12 protein-coding genes and 1 rRNA gene are annotated in these 21,136 nt (G+C 45.3%); 10 read left to right on the forward strand and 3 right to left on the reverse strand.

Annotated features, from left to right (window positions below):
• Positions 1-9: 9 nt before the first annotated feature.
• A 5S ribosomal RNA gene (gene rrf / locus HHL17_RS28400) occupies positions 10-121 on the forward strand.
• A 148-nt stretch (positions 122-269) separates the two neighbouring features.
• Here the strand turns inward: rrf and HHL17_RS28405 are convergent.
• From HHL17_RS28405 to HHL17_RS28415, 3 genes are all read right to left on the reverse strand, one after another.
• The gene (locus tag HHL17_RS28405) at positions 270-1,103 is read right to left on the reverse strand and encodes a hypothetical protein (RefSeq protein WP_169228250.1); all 834 of its coding nucleotides are present in this window, start codon (positions 1,101-1,103) and stop codon (positions 270-272) included.
• A gap of 35 nt (positions 1,104-1,138) precedes the next feature.
• Positions 1,139-2,173, reverse strand: coding sequence for a LacI family DNA-binding transcriptional regulator (locus tag HHL17_RS28410; protein ID WP_169228251.1), 1,035 nt, complete (start codon positions 2,171-2,173; stop codon positions 1,139-1,141).
• A 145-nt stretch (positions 2,174-2,318) separates the two neighbouring features.
• Positions 2,319-4,844 carry a zinc-dependent metalloprotease gene (locus HHL17_RS28415; RefSeq protein ID WP_169229104.1) on the reverse strand — a complete coding sequence of 842 codons (2,526 nt, stop codon included), beginning with the start codon at positions 4,842-4,844 and terminating at the stop codon, positions 2,319-2,321.
• A gap of 804 nt (positions 4,845-5,648) precedes the next feature.
• Here HHL17_RS28415 and HHL17_RS28420 point away from each other — a divergent pair.
• The 9 genes from HHL17_RS28420 to HHL17_RS28460 all read left to right on the forward strand — a co-directional run bounded on the left by HHL17_RS28420 (position 5,649) and on the right by HHL17_RS28460 (position 21,013).
• A complete protein-coding gene (locus tag HHL17_RS28420; protein WP_317166627.1) occupies positions 5,649-6,482 on the forward strand; it encodes a MotA/TolQ/ExbB proton channel family protein in 834 nt (277 codons plus the stop codon).
• A gap of 60 nt (positions 6,483-6,542) precedes the next feature.
• Positions 6,543-7,205, forward strand: a complete 663-nt coding sequence (locus HHL17_RS28425) for an ExbD/TolR family protein (RefSeq protein ID WP_169228253.1) — start codon at positions 6,543-6,545, stop codon at positions 7,203-7,205.
• A 65-nt stretch (positions 7,206-7,270) separates the two neighbouring features.
• Positions 7,271-7,858 (forward strand): ExbD/TolR family protein, encoded by a 588-nt coding sequence (locus HHL17_RS28430; RefSeq protein ID WP_169228254.1) that lies wholly within the window; start codon positions 7,271-7,273, stop codon positions 7,856-7,858.
• Positions 7,859-7,910: 52 nt separating this feature from the next.
• Positions 7,911-8,747, forward strand: a complete 837-nt coding sequence (locus HHL17_RS28435) for an energy transducer TonB (RefSeq protein ID WP_169228255.1) — start codon at positions 7,911-7,913, stop codon at positions 8,745-8,747.
• Between the two features lie 101 nt (positions 8,748-8,848).
• Complete coding sequence (mnmE, locus tag HHL17_RS28440) at positions 8,849-10,228, forward strand: tRNA uridine-5-carboxymethylaminomethyl(34) synthesis GTPase MnmE (protein WP_169228256.1); 1,380 nt, start codon at positions 8,849-8,851, stop codon at positions 10,226-10,228.
• Between the two features lie 1,351 nt (positions 10,229-11,579).
• Positions 11,580-14,915, forward strand: coding sequence for a SusC/RagA family TonB-linked outer membrane protein (locus HHL17_RS28445; protein ID WP_169228257.1), 3,336 nt, complete (start codon positions 11,580-11,582; stop codon positions 14,913-14,915).
• A gap of 11 nt (positions 14,916-14,926) precedes the next feature.
• The gene (locus tag HHL17_RS28450) at positions 14,927-16,906 is read left to right on the forward strand and encodes a SusD/RagB family nutrient-binding outer membrane lipoprotein (RefSeq protein ID WP_169228258.1); all 1,980 of its coding nucleotides are present in this window, start codon (positions 14,927-14,929) and stop codon (positions 16,904-16,906) included.
• 255 nt (positions 16,907-17,161) lie between these two features.
• Positions 17,162-17,575, forward strand: coding sequence for an LIC_13387 family protein (locus HHL17_RS28455; RefSeq protein ID WP_169228259.1), 414 nt, complete (start codon positions 17,162-17,164; stop codon positions 17,573-17,575).
• 264 nt (positions 17,576-17,839) lie between these two features.
• Positions 17,840-21,013 (forward strand): SusC/RagA family TonB-linked outer membrane protein, encoded by a 3,174-nt coding sequence (locus tag HHL17_RS28460; RefSeq protein WP_169228260.1) that lies wholly within the window; start codon positions 17,840-17,842, stop codon positions 21,011-21,013.
• Positions 21,014-21,136: the final 123 nt, after the last annotated feature.

The raw sequence follows: 21,136 nt of genomic DNA on the forward strand, positions 1-21,136 counted from the left end.
CAAAGATCTTATGGTGGTTTTGCCAAGGGTGTTCACCTCTTCCCATTCCGAACAGAGAAGTTAAGCCCCTTATGGCCGATGGTACTGCACTATCATGCGGGAGAGTAGGTAGCTGCCATATTTATTAGGAAAAGCCCTGATGTTCATACATCAGGGCTTTTTTGTTTTTATATCTTCCTACCCGGTGACTGCAACACCCCAAAAAAATAACCCACCGAAAAATTGCTTTCCCGGTGGGCATCTATCTACTTAAAGTAAAAATCAAAAGATTATCTCCGCTTTCTGTCTTTCTTAAAATCATCATACCAGTGGGCAATATTGATGGAGGCGCCCATGGTAAATACTACCTGTTGAAAATAATCATTCATCCTTTCGTAACTGTTCAGATTATCGTTCAGCGGTACGGAAAACAGCAGCTGTGACTGGAACTTGACATATTTATATCCCACGCGGACAGTAAAAGCAGGTTCGTAAAACGCAGTAGGTTTAGCTGCCACATTTTGAAAATCAGCTTTCGCCGTAGCATCATTTGCATAGGCTTTCGGACCCATGTAGGAATCATAAAAATTTACAAAGGAAAAGCGGCTGCTGAAAGCGGCTTCCACAATAGGATGTACAAAACCAATGCTAGGCTGAATAAAGAACTTGGAAAACCGGTTGCTTAAACGGTAATCTTCCCGGTTAACCCCCTGCTCATTACCATAAGGGGCCAATGTTCTGAAGCCACCTGCGCCCCCGCCTGCATACACGTCCAGCACCATTTTTTTCTTAGGGTCCAGTGGTTGAAAAAAGCCAATGGCGCCTTCCACCACACCGCCGCGAAGCGCATGATTGGTGAAGAGGTCATTATCTGTATTGTTGTTATTGTAATCATTATCCGGCGCGTCTATCTTATAGACATACTGTCCGTTGGCCATTATCGCGATATGGTTGGTGACCGCGAAAGCCGCCTGTAGATTGTAGGGAGAGATGCTTGCTTTGAATTCATTTTTCTCCTTCAGCAACGGTGCATTGGCCGCATTGGGAGAATAGATATGCCTGGCACAGGATGTTAGGCCCAATATGCCTGACAGGGCGATGCCTGCGAGATAATGGTGTTTCATAAAGTTGTAGGTTATATCACTGGTTGATGTTAAAATTACTGTTTTTGAAGCATGGTTGATTCCCGCTGGATAAGTTCTACCGGGAAAACAAAGTTTTTGGTGACCTTACTGTTCTCTTCATGGTTGATCAGCTTCACAATTGTCTCCACCGCCTTTTGTCCCATGTTATAGCCCGATTGCTCGATCGTAGTGAGCGAAGGGGAGATAATGCGGGAGGAGAGGTCATTCGAGTATCCTACCACCTTTATTTGCCCTGGAACGGCTATGTTCCGTTTGTTGGCCTCCTGAATGAAAGCAACAGCAGAACTGTCATTGGCCGCAAACAACCCGTCGGGCAGATCACCTTTATCAAATAGTTCCCTCGCGGCCTGACCGGCAGCATCCATGGTAAGGTTATGGATGTATACCAGTTGTTCATCATAAGGGATGTTGTATTTGGCAAGCGCTTCTTTGTATCCTGAAAGCCTTTGCTGGTAAAGATTGCAGGTAAGCAGACCAGAGAAGTGCGCAATCCTTTTACAGCCCTGTTTGATCAGGTGTTCTGTAGCCAGGAAGCCGCCTTTAAAGTCATCCCCGGTGATGCTGTAGCCTGGAAAGTCTACCGGTACACGATCGTAGAATACAAGGGGAATATTATTTTTTATAAAAGGACTGAAGTGGTCGAAGTTGGTGGTGAACATGGAGGCTACTGCCAGCAGGCCATCTACCCTGAGGGAGTAGAAGGTGTGTGCCAGTTCTTTTTCCATGGCCACTGTTTCATCGGATTGGCCGATCACGATGCTAAAGCCGTATTTATGTGCTTCGTGCTGGATACCGCTGATGGCGGTACTTTGGAAGTACATGGAAGTACGGGGTACAATCAGCCCTATGATGTTGGAACGTTTTTTACGCAGGCTGGAAGCTATCCAGTTGGGCACGTAACCCATGTCCATGGCCGTTGCCTGAATTTTCTCCCGGGTTTCCTCGTTGATCAGCGGATTGTTTTGCAAAGCACGTGATACGGTGGAAGCGGATAAGTTCAGTTTTTGAGCAATGTCGTATATCGTTATTTTATTAGTACGCTCTTTCACTTTTGAGGCTGTATTTAAATTAAAGGTAAAGCTATATTAAGCAATTTCCGCAATAATATAAACAGGTGCCCCGGGTGCGTAAAATGAAAAGTCCCCTTCCATCTTCCGGAAGGGGACTTGATAATTTTTCGTATATACTTCTCCGTTATTTAGGGTCCAGTGCTTTAGAAATACGGGCGATGAGGTCCTGGTAGTGATTGCGGGTCATTGCATCACCGGAGCCGGCCGCAGCGCGGAGGTCATTTCTGAGCATGGAGAGTTGTGCACGGGCGATACCGGCAGCATCTGAGCGGGATGCATCAGGCGCGCCAAAACTAGGTATCGGGCTTGGTGCAGCTGGTGCCAGCATACCGGTCAGGTTGTCAACATAAGTACGTTGCAGGTTGCGGCGGTAGTTATCCACTGCCTGGTGTGCATATACTTCTGTGAAGATGGCTTTTTTCAGATCGTTGAGCATCTCCAGTGGCTGATAGGCGGCGGCGCCCTGAGCAGCTTCGGCCGCGCTCAGTTTATTGAGTGTGTTAACAGACACCAGTCTGCCGAGTACAGGTACTTGTGTAGACATGACCAGCGCAGTACCATCACCACCGATGCGGCTGAGCAGGTCCTGGTTAACCAACCATTTAGGCGTGGTAAACAGCTGCTGGGAGAGGAACTGGATAGCTTCTTTCTGCGTGGCTTTTGGAACGTATTCGTATACAGCGCCTTCCTGTTCTACGGTTTTAGGTGTTTCGTAGATACCGCCCACATTTTTGGTAACATGGCCCATATAGCGGCCAAACTGAGATACGATTTCTTTATACAGTTCAGAGAGGTTGGTGTATCCTTCGTTGTTTACACGTGTCCAGGCGAGGAGGTTAGGCATGATGCGCTGCAGGTTTTTGATACCGTAAGTGCTGGCCTTCATGGCATTGTCGCCGAGGTCTTCGTTCTGGGAGCGGGGATCGTTAGGATTGGACTCCGTACCGAACCAATATTTTTTATCCTTCAGTTTTTCCACTGTCATTTTATTGAGGATAGGTGTTTCTGCTTCCGGTGTTTTAGCATCGGACAGCAGCTGATATCCCCATTGGATAGCCCATTTATCATAGAAGTTGATACGTGGGTAGAGATCGGCTCCGGAGATGCCATCACCTGGTTGCGCCACGTAGTTGAAGCGGGCGTAGTCCATGATAGAAGCAGCGTGACCATTCTTTTTCACCCATTCTTTATCGCGCAGTTTTTCCACTGGATAAGTAGAGCTGGAGCCGAAGTTATGACGGAGGCCGAGGGTATGTCCTACTTCATGGGAAGAAACGAAGCGGATGAGATCGCCCATGAGTTCATCGCTGAATTGCATGTTGCGGGCACGGGCGTCGTTAGGGGAGGCCTGTACAAAGTACCAGTTACGCAGCAGTCGCATTACGTTGTGGTACCAGTTGATATGGCTTTCCAGGATTTCGCCGGAGCGGGGATCGTGTACGTGAGGGCCGCTGGCGTTGGGCACATCAGATGGTTTGTACACGATAGCGGAGAAGCGGGCGTCTTCGATGGACCAGGTAGAGTCTTCCGCTTTGGTGGGGGCCATTTTAGCGATGATGGCATTTTTAAAGCCCGCTTCTTCGAAGGCAGACTGCCAGTCATTGACACCCATGATAAGATATTTGCGCCATTTAGCAGGAGTCGCCGGATCAATATAGAACACGATAGGTTTCTGTGGTTCCACGAGTTCACCGCGCTTATATTTCTCCATGTCTTCCGGTTTGGGTTCGAGGCGCCAGCGGGTGATCATCTGGAGTCTTTTTACACCTTGTGGGTCAGCGTCGAAGTCGGTGACACCGGTAGTGAAAAAGCCTACACGCGGATCGAAGTAGCGTGGTTTCATGGGAACAGCGGGGAGCAGTACCATGGAGCTGTTGAGCTCAACGGTAGCGAAGCCTCCTGGTGCTGGCGGGGCGCCTGGCATAGAGGGGCCTCCCATGCGGGAATATGTTTTAACGGTTTTGATTTCGGTGTTCATGGGATAGGACCTTACATCGGAGATGTAGGATTTATCCGGTTGAGCGCCACCGAGTTTCAGCATACTTTTTATGGTGCCATCGAAGAAGAGCACGTCGTTATCACCGGCGATATATTCGGTGAGATCGATTACGCTACCGTTGCCTGATTTAGAGAATGCTTTGATATCGAAGGCAGCTACAATAGGCTGGAGGTTGGAGTTCATCACAGCGGTGAACATGGGCTGTGTAGAGTCTTTCGATACTTCCGAGTAGGAGATATTTTTAAGGAAGATGCGGTTGTTGGGTCCTTTTTCGAAGCGGATCACGTTTTCGCCGATGATGTCTCCGGAGAAGCCCATCATTTGTGCGCGCAGTCCGGCGGCGGATTTAGAGATCCTGTTGACAACGAGGACATCTCTACCGAGGAGGGAGTCAGCTATTTCAAAGAAGTAGCGGTCATCCTGTTTGTATACATTGAACAGTCCGGAATCTGCAGTGGCTTTATCGTTGATAACTTCCGCGAAGGGTTTGACAGCAGGTTTAGGGCCCGGTTTGATCATGGGAGGTTTAGCGGTCGTGTCTTTAGCCGGGGCTGTAGTAGCTGGCGGTGTGGCGTTTTTCTTTTTCCGCTGTGCAGCAGCGGGGGTAGAAACGGATGTGCTGAGGCAGGCGATACCGGCCGCTGCGAGCATCAGTTTCAAGTGGCGTGGTTTGTACATTTGATCGATTGGTTTTTGTGTAACGTTCGTTTTTTTTTAAATGGGATTGCAATTACGTACATAAAGTATTAACTTATGAGGAAAATCCATAAGCGTGGGAAAGGGCGTAGGAATGGAAAAAAGGCGGGTTAAAGGCAGTGACGGAAGTTTGAACAGTAGTTGTCATACCAACCTTTTTATGTAATCATTTATTGTTATAGCATATAATATTTTTATATAGCATTTAACGGAGTGGGCAGAAGATACGCCGCTACAGTGTTGGGTTTGAAGAGGGGATGTATAAAAAAGTGTGCAGGCGGGTAAGCTAAAACCAATTAGCGGAGCCTCAAAGCGTTGACTGGCGCGGGAATAAATAAGTTCTCAGATTTGTAAGATTTCTGTTGGAACATTTGAATTTTTTCTTAAATTGTGCGTCCAACTTTGAAAAAAATTAAACGCTTTCAAATTTTTGGGACAGTAACAAATTAAGAGGACTGCATATTATTGGTTATTTGCTGACGTAAGTGTTCGCTCAAAACAAAAAACAAGTGGTTGAAAAGCCCTGTGGTAGGGCTTTTGTGGTGTAAGGTTAATTTTTGTGGGTTTTTTTGGGCTGCACTTGTTTTTTTGGGCCAACCTTATAACTTTGCGAATCGCTCATTAAAGAGTAAATTAAAGAGTAAATTGAGTGCTGGGAAGCATTCCACAATGAGAATTTGTAAATCGTAACTTCTAACAAACAATAGTTTAATTTTTAACACTAAAATTTCAATCAACATGGCTGAGACTAAAACAACTGTGACTGCAGCTACAGCTAAGGCTTCTTCTCATCAACCTAAAAAGTCGTCCAACCTGTTCGCGGCGTTGGCTGTGCCTATCTGTTTAGTGATAGGATTTCTGTTTTTCTTCTTTGTATTAGGTAATCCAGCCAACTTCCAAGGTAATAATCCAGATGGTCACCCAATTGATTCTGGTATTGGCAAGTGGTTTGGTACTGTTTACAAAGGTGGATTGGTAGTACCGGTATTGATTTCTGTATTGCTCGTTTGTCTGACTTTCGTAATCGAGCGTTTCCTGTATCTGTCTAAAGCTAAAGGTAAGTTCAGCGGTTCTGAGCTGGTACGTAAAGTACAATATCACCTGGCTAACAAAAATGTTGACGCAGCTTTAGCTGAGTGCGACAAACAGAAAGGTTCTGTTGGTAACGTACTGAAAGCTGGTCTGAAAAAGTACAAAGAGATGATGAGCAATTCTGAGCTGGACACAGATCAGAAAATCCTGACCATCAAAAACGAAGTTGAAGAAACTACTGCGCTGGAACTGCCAATGATGGAAAAGAACCTGGTGTTCCTGTCTACCATTGCTTCCGTAGCAACCCTGCTGGGTCTGTTCGGTACAGTATTGGGTATGATTAAAGCGTTCTCTGCGATGTCTTCCGGTGGTGCACCAGACTCTGCACAGCTGGCGTTAGGTATCTCCGAGGCGTTGATCAACACCGCTCTGGGTATCGGTACTTCCGCTATCGCGATCATCATGTATAACTACTTTACTACCAACATCGATGGCATCACTTATGCTATTGACGAGTCCGGCTTTACTTTAACTCAGAGCTTTGCTGCCAACCACAAATAATTTTTTGTGGAATTTAAGCGGTTTTGAATCTATTTAAAGTAAACCATAAAAAAAGTAAAGATGCCTAAAGTTAAAATGCCCAGGAAAAGCACGGCTATTGACATGACAGCAATGTGTGATGTGGCTTTTCTGCTCTTAACTTTCTTTATGCTGGCGACGAAGTTCAAACCGGACGAGCCGGTAACGGTAGTTACCCCGTCTTCTATCAACACTACTCTTTTACCTGATTCTGATGTGTTATTGTTCACAGTAGATAAGGACGGCAGGGTGTTTTTCAGCATGGACGGCCAGCCCAAAAGAAAAAAAATGATCGATGACCTGGACTCACAGTTCAAGCTTGGTCTGAGTGATAAAGAAAAGAAAAGCTTTATCACAGGAGCAAGCGTTGGTACGCCGATCAAGGACCTGAAAAATTACCTGTCTCTTTCTGAAGACGAGCGTAAGAAACAGGGTCTGGATAAAGGAATCCCTACTGATTCCGCTAACAATGAATTAAAGACCTGGATTGAGTATGGCATGGCTGCACAGGAAGGTAGCATCAACAAAGTGAAGTACTGTATCAAAGCAGACAACGCCACTCCTTATCCTAAGATCAAGGAAATTCTGGAAACGTTCAAAAAGCAACACATCCAGAAGCTCAACCTGGTAACAAATCTGAAAGCAGCCCCTCAAGGTACCGCCGCATGGCAGGAAGAGCAGGCTGGTGGTAAGAAAAAAGAGTAGTAAACGGCAGCAATGACTTCCTGACCTGGAAGGCTGCTGATTTAAAAACGAAAAAAAGAGCTACTATGGCAGAAATGGATACCAGCAGTAGTGGTGGTGGGAAGAAACACGGTGGAACGAAATCGAAGAAACAATCTACCCGCGTAGACATGACTCCGATGGTGGACCTGGGTTTTCTTCTGATTACCTTCTTCATGCTTACCACGACTATGAGCAAGCCCAAAACCATGGACTTGATCATGCCAAAAGATACCAAGGATGAGAAGGAGCAGAACAAAGTAAAAGAAAGTACTGCGTTGACCATCCTGTTGGGAAAAGATAACAGAGTATACTATTACGAAGGTTTGGCACAGGACCCGAATGCATCTGCAAATCCTGATTTCTTCAAAGCGACTTCCTTTGCCAACAAAGGTGGTATCCGCGATGAGATCATCAAGAAAAGGGATGAAGTGTCCAAATTCAGGAATGCAAAAGGAGAACCGGAAGATGTGGTAGTCATTATCAAAGCTGATGACGACGCCACCTACGCCAACTTCGTGGACATTCTGGACGAAATGGCGATCAACCGCATACAACGTTATGCAACCGTTGACATCAGCGACCAGGATAAAACATGGATCAAGCAGACAGAAGCTGCTAACGGTGTTAAATAGCTTTTGTGGAATTAATCAAATTTTTGCATCCATATAAAAATTACAATTAACAATGGATTCAGCTAAAGTCTTAAAGTCCGATTTTCTTGATATCCTGTTTGAAGGCAGGAACAAGGAGTATGGGGCTTATGATCTGAGGAGACAGTATAACAAGCGGGTGCGGAATGCCATTCTGGGTACCGTGTCTTTGTTCGTCGTGTTCTTCCTGGCTTATATCATCACCAACTATGTAAAAGCTTCTGAAGGTGAAAACAACAAGAAGCCGGTGATCCAGGAGATCAAGATGGAGGACGTGAAACTTCCGGATGATCCGAAAACACCGCCACCGCCTCCTCCTCCGCCGGCACCACCACCGCCGGTTAAACCTTCAGTGCAGTTCACTCCTCCGGTAATCAAGAAAGATAACGAAGTACCACCGGACGAAGAACCGCCAAAACAGGCAGATATTAAAGAAAAATCCATCAGCACTAAAACTGTGGAAGGTGACCCGAACGGTATCGATGCGGGCCTGCTGGAAGACAGTAAAGGTACTGGTGTGGTAGAAGCGCCTCCTGCTCCTGCAAAAGAAGAGATCTTCACTTTCGTAGAGCAGCCTCCTACCTTCCCTGGTGGTGAGGAAGCGCTGGCCAAATACCTGAGCAAAAACATCCGTTACCCACGCGTTGCGCAGGAAAACGGTATCTCCGGTACTGTATTCGTACAGTTCGTAGTTGACTCAGAAGGTAACATCAAAGATGTGAAAACAGTAGGCGCTGCAAAAGGTGGCGGTCTGGAAGAAGAAGCTGTTCGCGTGGTAAGAACCATGCCTAAATGGAAAGCTGGTAAGCAAAACGGCCGCCAGGTTTCTGTACAGTTCAACCTCCCGATCCGCTTTACACTGCAAGAGTAGTACTGCCCGAGATATTACACAAAAGCCCCGTTTCAAGCTCATTGAAACGGGGCTTTTGATTTTTAGTACCTTTGCCTTTCGTAAAAAAAATTCGTACCGGTATGCTGGGAAAACTAACAGGATTTGATGACACCATTGTTGCAGTCGCCACCGCACCAGGACTTGGCGCTATCGCCGTGATCAGGCTTAGCGGCAGCCAGGCATTTCCCATCTGCAACACCCTCTTTCCCGGTAAAGACCTGCTACAGCAGGCCAGTCACACCCTCCATTTCGGCAGCCTCGTACACAACGGTCACGTGATCGACGAAGTGGTGGTAAGCCTCTATAAAGGGCCCCGTTCCTATACCGGCGAAGATGTCATCGAGATCTCCTGTCACGGTTCCCCCTACATACAGCAACAAATCATAGAAGCCACCATCGCAGCAGGCGCCCGCCTCGCCAAACCCGGTGAGTTCACCCAACGCGCCTTCCTCAACGGAAAACTGGACCTGACACAGGCCGAGTCTGTAGCCGATCTGATCGCCAGCAACTCCGCCGCCTCCCATCAGACAGCCATGCAACAGATGCGCGGCGGCTTCTCTAAAGAACTGCACACCCTCCGCGAACAACTCATCACCTTCTCCGCCCTCATAGAACTGGAGCTGGATTTCAGCCAGGAAGATGTAGAGTTCGCCGACAGGACCCGCCTGTATGAATTGGTGACCAACGCTACCACCACTATCCGGCACCTCATAGACTCCTTCCGTATGGGCAACGTCATTAAAAATGGCGTCAATACTGCTATCGTAGGAAAGCCTAACGCCGGCAAATCCACCCTGCTCAATACCCTCCTCAATGAAAACAGGGCCATCGTCAGCGATATCGCCGGCACTACCCGTGATACTATTGAGGAAGTCCTCAATATCGATGGTATCCTCTTCCGCCTCATCGATACCGCCGGTATCCGCGACAGCGCCGATACCATCGAAACCATCGGTGTACAGAAAACCATGGAGAAAATACGCGAAGCCGGTGTGGTAGTCTACCTCTTCGATGTCAATGAACTGTCCGCCGAAGACATCCGGCAACAGGTTCAGTCGTTTGAAGCAGACAACATCAATTTCCTCCTTGTCGGCAATAAAACCGATGTCACCGGAGAAGCCGCTACCCGCACCAAATTCGACGGATTACCCATACTTTTTATCTCCGCCAAAAATCATGAACATATCCAGGACCTGAAAGATAGACTGGTACAGAAAGTCATGGCCGGCGATATCAATACAGAAGATACCATCATCACCAATGCCCGTCACTATGCAGCATTGCAGGAAGTGCAGCAGTCACTGCTCGACGTAAAAAACGGGATGGACAACGGTTTGCCAGGAGATTTACTGGCACTGGATATACGGCGCAGCCTTCATTATCTTGGTGAGATCACCGGTGAAGTGACGAATGAAGATAGGTTGGATTATATTTTTAGTAAGTTTTGTATCGGGAAGTAAGGTGGCATAAACAACACAAAACATTCATAGCGAAATAGGAGGAAAGCCCCGTCAATGGGGCTTTTTCTATGTCTGGTGGCTTTGCTTTGTTGGGGTTGTTTCGCGTTGTTTTGGGGCATTTTTGTACCTTATTTGTACCTCGAAGCATTGAAATGTTTTCGTAAATTTAAAAGGTGAGATAATGCACCATACAGCACCATACAGCACCACATAGCCCCATGCTGCACCATTACTGAACTGTCAGTGTAAAACATTGGTAGATACAGTTGGTGAAAGACTGCGTAGTCATGGTTATGAAATCGAGCGTAAGACGGCCGGGATGCTTGTCTGCCTTGAAAAATAATGTTTTGTTCTGTGTTACATATGCTACATGAAGGCATACGAAAACGCACATGCATCAGAACAAAATAAGCTGAAGAGACAGCAGCTGGAACAAATCATCAGATTCAGAGACCATATTAGTGCTTTGAATAGGAGCACCAGGAAGAAATAACATATTTTCCGGAACACTCGTGGAGTCAAATTGATAATTAGATTCTTGCCAGTTTATCAAAATAGTTGAAAACTGATTCAGGATCATGCCCAGTTTCTAATGGGCATGGTCCGTTTTTTTTGACGCCTCCCGTAGTGCCAGGTACACAGACCATATTAATGGTTCTATTTTGATAAAAATTAATTCTATATTGACCTCTTTCTAAAAAAAATGCTTGAAAATTACGCTACGTAAAAAACTTTATATAGGTTTGAGAAAGAAGAAAAAGAGCATTAGGAGCAAAAGAAAAGGTGATTCACTTTTTTTTTAAATCGATAGCTAAAACGTTTTACTAAAAGCAGTTTAACATATTTCGTCCAGCGAAAAGCAACCTACAACAATTTACTTCCTAAACTATAAACTCAATCAAGATCAGCAGGAATTGGAAAGATTGGATTGTCTTTAAGTAATCAACCAGAATTTCACTAACAATCAGACTTTTTTTATCAATCAATTTATTATTCGTAGGTATATGCACGTTAAAATGTTTCTATCGTCAAGTGGCGTTGGCGAACAACAAGTGATGTCTTTCAAGCAGGACGCCTTTATTCCGTTTTAATAAATCAAGACAGCTGAACTTTGTTTTTTGTGTTATTGAAATAGCGCAATAGCTACTGCTTTTTCAAAAAAGTACGAAACCAAAAGAATGAGCACAGAATAAACAAAATGACATCCATGTAAATCCAGCTATTATCAGTAGCAGTGATTGAAACGGGTGTGGAAGAATGGTCGTAGATGTAAACGGCCTACGACATAAAGGATTCCAATTCGAAATACTATACCAAAATCAGTTCTATTCAATTGTAAAAATTAAAGAAAATGCAGTCAACCAAAAGATGTCTTTTGCTTTTTATGCTTTTTTGCATAGGAAGCATGTTTGCCTACGGGCAAGGGAAAATGACGGTTTCAGGTACGATCAAGGACGCAACCGGCAACGTTCTTGAAGGAGCCACCGTGAGTGAAAAAGGCACCTCCAATTGGGTGCCGACCGGTAAGGGAGGTAGCTTTACCATCAATGTAAAACCAGATGCAAGACTGGTTGTTTCTTATGTGGGGTTTGTAACCCAGGAATTGCCTGCCACATCTTCTATGCAGATAACACTGGTCCCTAATGTTCGAACTACGGAAGAGGTAGTTGTTACGGCCTTGGGTATCAAAAAACAAGCTAAAGCATTGGGCTATGCGGTGTCTAAAATTGATAACGAGCGGATTATGGCCAGCGGTACACCCTCCAATCCTTTACAGGCACTTTATGGGGCTGCACCTGGCGTGCAGGTGGGAGCTACAGCAGCTGGTCCTACTGCCGGGATGAAAATCAATATTCGTAATGCGGTGTCTTTCGACCAAAATTCCACCACACGTCCGCTGATCGTGGTAGATGGTGTTCCCATTCACGACCAGAATACGCAAATGGGTTACGGCGCTACTGATCGTGATAACGGAACAGGTATCAACGATATCAATCCTGATGACATTGCCTCTATGGAAATTTTGAAAGGGGCTAAAGCATCTGTGCTGTACGGTAGCGAAGGTGCCAACGGTGTGCTGTTGATTACCACCAAAAGCGGTGCTAAAGGCAAAGGACTGGGAGTGTCAGCATCTTTTACCACTTCATGGGACCGCGCAGCGTTCCTGCCTAAATTACAAAATGAATATGGAACAGGTTCCAGCCCCAGCAACTCCAGGAATGACGCTCAGGGATATTATCTTGATGCGAATGGAAAGAGAGCGCTGGCTACTACATTGGGTGATGGTTTTGGTGCAGCTGCATTTGGACCAAAATTCGACCCAAGCGTGAAGCTGTTGTGGTGGGATGGTGTAGAAAGACCATGGGTGGCACAAACCAAGAACATCTATAATGATCTTTATCAAACCGGACATCAAAACACTACCAATGTGGCTTTAAGTGGCGGTAATGATCAGGGACAGATCCGTTTTTCATACACTAATTCAAATATGACCCCCATCAGGCCAGGGTCAAGGTTTGACAAAAATACGTTTAGCCTTAACTCGTCTTACAAGTTAAACAATAACATCACCCTTAAATATACCGGCAACTTTTTTATTTCCAAAAACCTGAATGCTGCCAACCTGAATACTATGAACGGAGAAGGTCAGCAGTCTGAGATTGGAGCATTTAGTGCCGATATCAATGTGGGCTTGTTAAAATCACATTTGCTGACACCTGATGGATATAATTACTTTGCCAACCCAAGCCTGAGGAACTTAATCTCCAATGGCCGGAAGGGAGTAGTAGGTTTTCTCTGGGACCAGCTCGAGAATCAGTCTATTTTCACAAGATTGCATAATATCCAGTCTTTATCTGCTGATATAAAACTCACCAATATATTTAGTGCCACATTAATGGGCGGTCTGGATTACAGTACGGAGAGGAATGAGTATAAAGGTAAATTATTGGACCCCCAGTTAATAGGGCCTAATAGTGGTTTCATGTACAGCGATGTAACAAATACCTACAAGACTACCTACGGGCAGGGCATGTTGAACTTTGATACCAAAATAAATTCTGATTTTGATTTATCTGGTTTTGTGGGTGGGGTAATCAGAAAGAATTACACAGAAGGAAAAGGTGCATCTGTGAATGGTTATGGACAGCTTGTTATTCCTAACTATTTCTCATTTAATAACTTACCATTAGGAATACAGCCTCAGTACCAGTTTACAAACGGACAGGACCTGTTATACAGTTTAATCGGGTCAGCACAGTTGGCATGGAGAAACCAGGTGTATATCGAAGCTCAGGGAAGACAAGACTGGTCATCTATTTTACCTCCGGGGTATAATCATTATTTCTATCCTGGTATAAGTGCAGCATGGATCTTAAGCGAAAGCTTTAAATTGCCGGCAGTATTTGAATATGCCAAAGTAAGGGGGTCATTTGCGACAGTAGGTCGTCCGGGCCCACGCTATTTCAGTAACGTGAACTATACTACCTCTCAAACCGGCGGTGGTTATGTGTTGACGCCTCCGTCTGATCTTCCTCCAATGGATGCCAATGGTAAGCCAAACTTAAAACCTGAGCGTAAACGTGAATTCGAATTAGGCTTTGAAACTTACCTGCTCCCAAACAAAAGAATTGGTGTAGACTTTTCTTATTATAGATCCCATATCTACGACCAGATCATGGCGGTAGCTGCACCTCCGGGCATGGGCGTTAAAAATGTTCGTATGAACGCCGGTGACGTGATGAGCACTGGATGGGAGCTGGCTATTAAAACAAAACCAGTAGTATCGAAGAATTTTGAATGGGATGTAAACCTGACGTTTGCACGCGGTAAAACTGTTGTTGAAAAACTGGATGGTAAACTGCAGTCTCTTACCTTGTGGAATTCTTTCGGTGCAGTAAATACGGTGGCTAACGTGGGCCAGGAATATGGTCAGATTTACCTGACTAAGTCAACCTACACTTATAACAATCCTAATGATGCAAACGATCCAAGCAATGGAAAGAGAGTTGTGAATGCTGCCGGATCAGCCTATGACTATACCAGCACAGCGAAATTGATCGGCAAAACAATTCCTGATGTAACAGGAGGATTTTTCACTTCTTTTGCCTACAAAAATATACGCCTTATTGCAAATATAGATTACCAGTTTGGCGCTACTTTCTTGTCCGGCTCAGAAACTTATATGATGGCTGCCGGCGCGTTAAACGAAACATTGAAATATAGAGATGAGGCACACGGCGGTGCAGCTTACTATTTAGATGCGAGTTCTAAAAAAGTTGCGGGTACAAATCCTAATGGCGGTCCAACCTTCCATGATGGTGTGATATTGGATGGTGTTGGTACTGATGGTAAGCCAAACACAAAAGTGGTGTCGGCTGATAACTATTACTACGATTCTTATTTTTCTAATGGCTTCTTCCCTGAAGACAGGATCTTTAAAAGTGATTACGTAGCACTGCGTAACGTAGCTATCGACTACACTTTGAGCCCGAGGATTGCTCACAAGGTACGTATGAGCAACCTGGTTGTATCGGTTTTTGCAAACAATGTGGGTTACCTCTACAAAGCTGCTCCGAATTCAATACCTGAATCAACTAACGGGACAGGCTGGGGAGTAGGTTCCTATGGAACAACTGCATTGCCCGCTCAGCGTTCAATAGGTATTTCTATCAAAACTAAATTCTAAAAACAACTAAGATGAAATACATCAAATTAAAATCATTTTTCGTACTTACGTTGTTACTATCTTCTGTAGCATGTAAGAAGAAGCTGGAAGATTTATACCAGAATCCTGATGGATATTCAAAAGACATGGCTGATAAGTCAGGGGTAAGCGTTATCTCCGGATTTTTCACATCTCAGTTAACCCAGGGGTTCTTCCTGAGCGGTGATTATGGTTCCGTTTACCACCAGGTGAGAAGTGGACAGCGGGTTATGGCAAATGCCATCCAGGTTTATAACACGACTACGGAAGGGGGGCCTTACGCGCTCAAAGATGTTGAGCATGACTGGGGCACCGGCGGTTTTAACGAATCTATTTTTAACTTTGTTAATACACAATGGATTACGCCCATACTCTGGGCACAACGTGAATACAATAACACACCGCAAGCTAAACGGACCAATTTAGATAGCCTGTACATCACCTTAATGCATGTTTTAAAAGGGTATGCTTACCAGAGAGCAACCGACATGTACGATAAGGTCCCGTACATAGAAACAGGATCGGCAGGCGGACTTGATGGTGTTAAAGCAAAATACCTGGGCCAATCAGATATCTATCCGAAAATAATCAGCGATTTCAAAGCTGCCGACAATGCATTGTCAACGATGACGCTGACTCCTACTCAACAGGCAGCATTCAACCAACAAGACATCCTTTTTGGCGGAAGTATCCTGAAATGGCGTAAGTATGTTAATTCATTAAGATTACGTTGTGCGATGAATGTAAGCGAAGTTACTCCTACGCTTACCCGGCAGGTGCTGACAGAGTTGCAAGGCAAGCCTTTAATGAGCGACTATAACGACGTGGCTGGTGTAGCCGACATAGCTGTTATTGCACTGAATCGTATTTGTAATGAATTAGGTATTACACGTGCTTTCAGGGAAAGAGGGGAGGATTGCCGTGGCGGAAAGAAATTCCTGCAGGACGTGATGTATTGTCAGCCAACTATAGGCAGTAAAGTGATAAACGGACAAACGTTATCCTATTTTAGCGGTGATAATTCCGCAACAGGTTTATCGAATGGTACTGTTGACCCACGTGTTGCTTATATCTTCGCTCCGGACTGGAGTGGCAGATACCTGGGAGTTGATACAAAATGGGATGGCAATACTGATCCAAATAGTTATTTAAATCAGGTTTTGCGTGGCTACTACATCAACGATCCTATTTTGACTGATATTTCAAAAACAACCTTTTATTATGGCGTAAATAAGTCAATCCAATTGGATGCAGCGTCAAAAGCAGATCTGAGCAAACGAGAGTCATTCCTGTTAAATGCACTTCGCAGCGCCGTTGCCAATGGCGATGACCATGATGGGAACATAGGTACAGCAAACAACCTGGTTGCAGAGTACAATGTTCGCCCGCAATTCAACTTTGCACTAAAATATCCAACCATCCATGCGGTTGAAACAGAGCTTTCACTGGCAGAAGCGGCAGTAAGAGGTTTCGGTCAGCTGAATGGTGCTGCCCGCGATCACTACAAGAATGCGATTATCTTATCCTGCAAGTATTGGTATGAACTGAATAACTCAAATCAATATTCCAAGACAACTTTGCCGGCCATGCCAACAACTATGGATGATTCGAGAATCAATGCCAAGCCTGCAATGGAATATAATGCAAGTGTTTATGCGGAGAATGCAGCGCAGAAATTTGATGCTATGTCATCCACTCAACAAGTTCAGGCAATTTTTAATCAGCTTCAGCTGCATTACAACATGATTAACTTTGAAGTGCCATATACTGCTGCCCGCAGATTAATCAGATACCTGGGTACAAATCCGGCTTCCATGTATGACGTATACAAGTGGAAAGAAAGAATGACTTATCCAAGTAGCGTTCAGGCTTCCGATCCAGAGGGTTGGTCCATTATTAGCGCTTCTAATAATCCGGATCTTCCTGTATGGTTTACGGGCCGTACTGCCAAATGGAAGAATGTATTGGAATAAGCATGTGTAGTCTTAAAACACATAAAAAGAGGATGTCCTAAAAATAGAATGTGTAGTGCATTCCAAAGTTTGGACGGCTTTTTTGATTAAGCGGCTTGAGTTCGATATTATATTGGACTCAAGCCGTTTAGTTTTAATTTGGTCCTGAATGATCTTTTCTTGTTCAGATGCTCATTTCAAACGTATTTCTTAACCCAGGTTCATCCACCCAGGACTATTTGTCCGCTAATTTTGCGGCAGAAAAAATGATAATATATGATAGCCCAATATCTCTGGGAGACTGGTTCGGTCATTATAGGTCTGGCGGGCCTTTCTCATATCCGCGCTACGCTGGGTACCAATAAATTGTTTCCCCGCAACGAAAAGCTGATAGAAGACATGAAAAGTTCCCCGTTGCAGATGACAGAACAATTGACGATGTGGAAGTCATGGATAGGGTTTAACGCCACGCATGGTAGTGGCGCCGCTTTTATTGGGATCATCAATTTTTATCTGGCGCTGCACAATTTTTCCCTTTTGATGTCCAGCCAGTTTTTGCTTCTATTAACGCTGCTTACCATGGGGTTTTATGTTTGGGTAGCCCGAAAGTATTGGTTTAAGCCGGTGTTTGTGATAATTACGGTTGCATGGGTGTGTTTTATTGCTTCCTATATTTTGTTGATGATATAAGAGGGGGTAGAAAATACCCCTATTTTGACTGTTGGATCAAGAGTTTTAATTAATTGATTTTGAGTGAGATAAAACTTTGATCTCACTTTGTCTGTACTTTGTTCTGCCTTTTGAGCCCGTTTAATTTGACCCTCCCCACTCACCATTCTATTTTGCGTGGAAACGATTGAGTTTAAGTCAGCCTCAATTTCTACGTATATGAAAAAACTAACTGCCTGCTGTGGTGAACAGCGATCAAATCCCTATGGAATTATTTTTCCACGAATGAAGATGTACAAGCTCTTTAGCCTTGTATTACTCCTGTTAACATTTTCTGCAAGCGCACAGGAACCTCCCGTAGTAGTAAAGGGAGTTGTCGTTTCAGAACAAAATGAGCCGGTGCCTGGCGCCACTGTGATGGAAGACGGGACCTCCAACGGAACAGCCACTGATGTCAATGGACAGTTTACTATCAGGATAACCAGGGACCCATCAGGTCTGATCATCCGGAGTACAGGATTTACAGACTACAAGGTGGCTGTGGGGAGGCAGCAGACCTCGGTGAGGGTGGTATTGACTAGCACCTCCAGGCAACTGCAGGACATCGTGGTGATCGGTTACAGCGCACAGAAGAAAGCCAACCTGATAGGCGCAGTATCCTCTGTCAACACGAAGGATGTCTCCAAAATGGCGGTTACCGGCGTGGCCAGCCTGTTACAGGGGCGCGCCGCTGGTGTGCAGGTGACCAACGGAAGCGGTGACCCCCGATCTTCCGGCACAATAGTGATCAGGGGAGTAGGAAATATCCGTGGCATGTCACCATTATACGTGGTGGATGGTGTGCCGGCTATTGGTAACACCGGCTTTAATCTGAATCCCCGGGATATTGAAAGCATACAGGTGCTCCGGGACGCTTCTTCAGCCGCTATCTATGGCGCAAGAGCAGCTGGTGGGGTTATCCTTGTGACCACCAAAAAAGGTTCCCGGAAAGAAAAGATGAATGTGGATATCTCGATGAACCAAGGGTTCAGCCAGGGTACCTTTTTACCTAAATTATTGGGAACGCCCGATTATAAGCGTGCCTGGGCTGCCATCAAGCCAGGTGCCCCCAACTGGGATGAATCGGTCAATACAGACTGGGTCGACTACCTATACCGCACAGGAAAGGAGCAAAACTATAACGTTTCCATCAGCGGTGGCAGCGCTAAACAAAACTATTATGTCTCCGCCGGATACAGGCGGGCTGACGGCATTATGATCAATTCCTGGTCGGAACGATACAGCCTGCGTGTAAATAGTGACTATGATCTGGGAAAGCGCGTAAAAGTGGGAGAACGATTAAGCTTGTATTCCTATTCAGAGAATCCGCCGGCGATAACCGGTAACCAGGTTGGCGCTTATGCACTGCCGTTCAGATCATCACCGCTGATGCGGATTAAAAATGACGATGGCTCCTGGGGCGGCCTGCCTGCATCCGGGAACTACGACGGGGGAAACTGGGCCGCTGCTGTTAATACAATCGACAGGAGATACAATGCTCCGGAGGTAGAGGGAAGTCTGTATATAGATGTAGAGCCTATAAACGGGTTGCATGTACGTGCCACCGGTGGCGGAAACTTTGTAACCACCATGGCCCGTCAATTTGAGCCTAAATGGTATGTATCCGGGCAGATCAACCAACAGAAGGATAATCTCAGGAAACAAAGCAGTCTGTCGATGGCTTATGTGGGAAACATTGTCGCTTCATACGACAAGAAGATCGGTGACCACGAGTTTAAAGCTTTGGCAGGGATGGAAGGAAGAAGATCTTCCATTGATAATCTTTCCGGCTCCATCTATGCGATCAATTCGGGCTATACTATGCCACTCATTCCCGATGCCTTCCCGGTTGGATTCTCTGAGTCCTCTGCATTGAGTAATGTACCTGCCAACACAAGCGGGCGTTCATCAGATATGGACTATAGTATCTCCCGTATGCTCAGCTATTTCGGAAGAGTAAGTTATACCTACAGAGATAAATATCTTTTCGAGGCCAATCTCCGTCAGGACAGAAGTGACCGGTTTGCCCCGAAATACAGGAAAGGAAATTTCCCTTCTGCGGCAGCTGGCTGGAGGATCTCAGAAGAAAGTTTCCTGAAAAACAGGTTCAGTCAATTATCTGATCTCAAACTGAGAGTTTCTTACGGAAGCCTGGGTAACGATGGCGTGGGCAACTATGTCTACATTCAATCGCTTGCTAACTATGATAAAACACAGTTCAATGAATTACCCGGAACGGCTGCTGTAAACGGCTGGGGCATAGGGCGCCTGGCGAATGAGGTTATCCGTTGGGAAACTGTCACTACCGCTAATATCGGCGCAGATGTTGGACTGTTTAAAAACAAATTGAACCTGACACTGGACTATTACATCCGGGACACTAAAGATATGTTGTATCAGCGCAACCTGCCGCCCAGTTCAGGAATGGCCAACGGCCACATTTCTTCAGATACCTATGTGCTGGATATGAATTTGGGCAAGATGAGGAATAAAGGTTTCGAGGTAACAGTCAACTCCAAAGATAATTTTGGAAAACTGGGGGTGGAACTTGGATTTAATGCCGCGTTCAATCGCAATAAAATATTATCATTTGGAGAGGAAAGCGTGCCCATAGATGCCGGTTCTGCCGGAGAATACAGGGGAACGGTTACCCGTACACAACTGAACTGGCCTGTTTCACAATTTTATGGATTTAAAACAAAAGGGCTGATACCAGATCAGAAGACGATGGATGAGCTGAATGCGAAAGCAAAAAGCTCCGGTGCAGCCTGGTGGTATCCAAATGGAGCAGGAGCATCTGGTCCCGGGGATATCTGGTATGAAGACCTGAATGGTGATAATACGATCAATGACCTTGACAAAACCGTCATCGGTAGCCCGCTGCCTAAAATGACTTATGGCTTTAATATTGGCCTGTCTTACCGGAATTTTGACCTGGCCTGTTTCTTCAACGGCGTATATGGCAACGATGTCTATAATGGGATGAATGGCTACTTCTATAGCATCTTCAATGACTATAATACCACCGCTCAGGTGTTCAACAGTTCCTTTACCTATGGAAATGGCCTGACAGACCAGCCGAGATTCGGATATATGAACAATGGGACCTTCCGGTATGATCCTAACGGGAACTACCAGAGAATCTCGGATTATCATATACAGAAAGGATCGTTCCTGCGGTTACAGAATCTGCAAATCGGTTATAGTCTCCCGGAACATTTATTGAACCGCTTTAAAATAAGGCAGTTCAGGATTTATTACAGCGGACAAAATCTGTTTGTGATATCAAAAGTGAAGAATGCCGATCCCGAAGCTGGTTTTGCCGGCGCTAACTCAAGCGCGCTCGCTCAGGGGATTATATCGGTTGAAGCCTACCCGAGAACAAGAATCCATTCCTTTGGAATTGAAATCGGATTCTGATTCATTTTATCAAGCCAAAAATGATTATTCATGAAACACAATCTTATAAAACTCGCCTTATTCCTCGGTTTAAGTGTATTCGTGTGGGGATGTAACAAGGATTTTGTAGACGAATCCAAACCG

This window comes from Chitinophaga fulva (assembly GCF_012927205.1).
Taxonomy (GTDB): Bacteria; Bacteroidota; Bacteroidia; order Chitinophagales; family Chitinophagaceae; genus Chitinophaga; species Chitinophaga fulva.

What these genes read in the sequence shown, in the direction of transcription:
- HHL17_RS28405 (WP_169228250.1), bottom strand. Translation starts at nt 1,103, where the DNA reads ATGAAACACCATTATCTCGCAGGCATCGCCCTGTCAGGCATATTGGGC.
- HHL17_RS28415 (WP_169229104.1), bottom strand. Translation starts at nt 4,844, where the DNA reads ATGCTCGCAGCGGCCGGTATCGCCTGCCTCAGCACATCCGTTTCTACC.
- HHL17_RS28425 (WP_169228253.1), top strand. Translation starts at nt 6,543, where the DNA reads ATGCCTAAAGTTAAAATGCCCAGGAAAAGCACGGCTATTGACATGACA.
- HHL17_RS28430 (WP_169228254.1), top strand. Translation starts at nt 7,271, where the DNA reads ATGGCAGAAATGGATACCAGCAGTAGTGGTGGTGGGAAGAAACACGGT.
- HHL17_RS28435 (WP_169228255.1), top strand. Translation starts at nt 7,911, where the DNA reads ATGGATTCAGCTAAAGTCTTAAAGTCCGATTTTCTTGATATCCTGTTT.
- mnmE (WP_169228256.1), top strand. Translation starts at nt 8,849, where the DNA reads ATGCTGGGAAAACTAACAGGATTTGATGACACCATTGTTGCAGTCGCC.
- HHL17_RS28445 (WP_169228257.1), top strand. Translation starts at nt 11,580, where the DNA reads ATGCAGTCAACCAAAAGATGTCTTTTGCTTTTTATGCTTTTTTGCATA.
- HHL17_RS28450 (WP_169228258.1), top strand. Translation starts at nt 14,927, where the DNA reads ATGAAATACATCAAATTAAAATCATTTTTCGTACTTACGTTGTTACTA.
- HHL17_RS28455 (WP_169228259.1), top strand. Translation starts at nt 17,162, where the DNA reads ATGATAGCCCAATATCTCTGGGAGACTGGTTCGGTCATTATAGGTCTG.
- HHL17_RS28460 (WP_169228260.1), top strand. Translation starts at nt 17,840, where the DNA reads ATGAAGATGTACAAGCTCTTTAGCCTTGTATTACTCCTGTTAACATTT.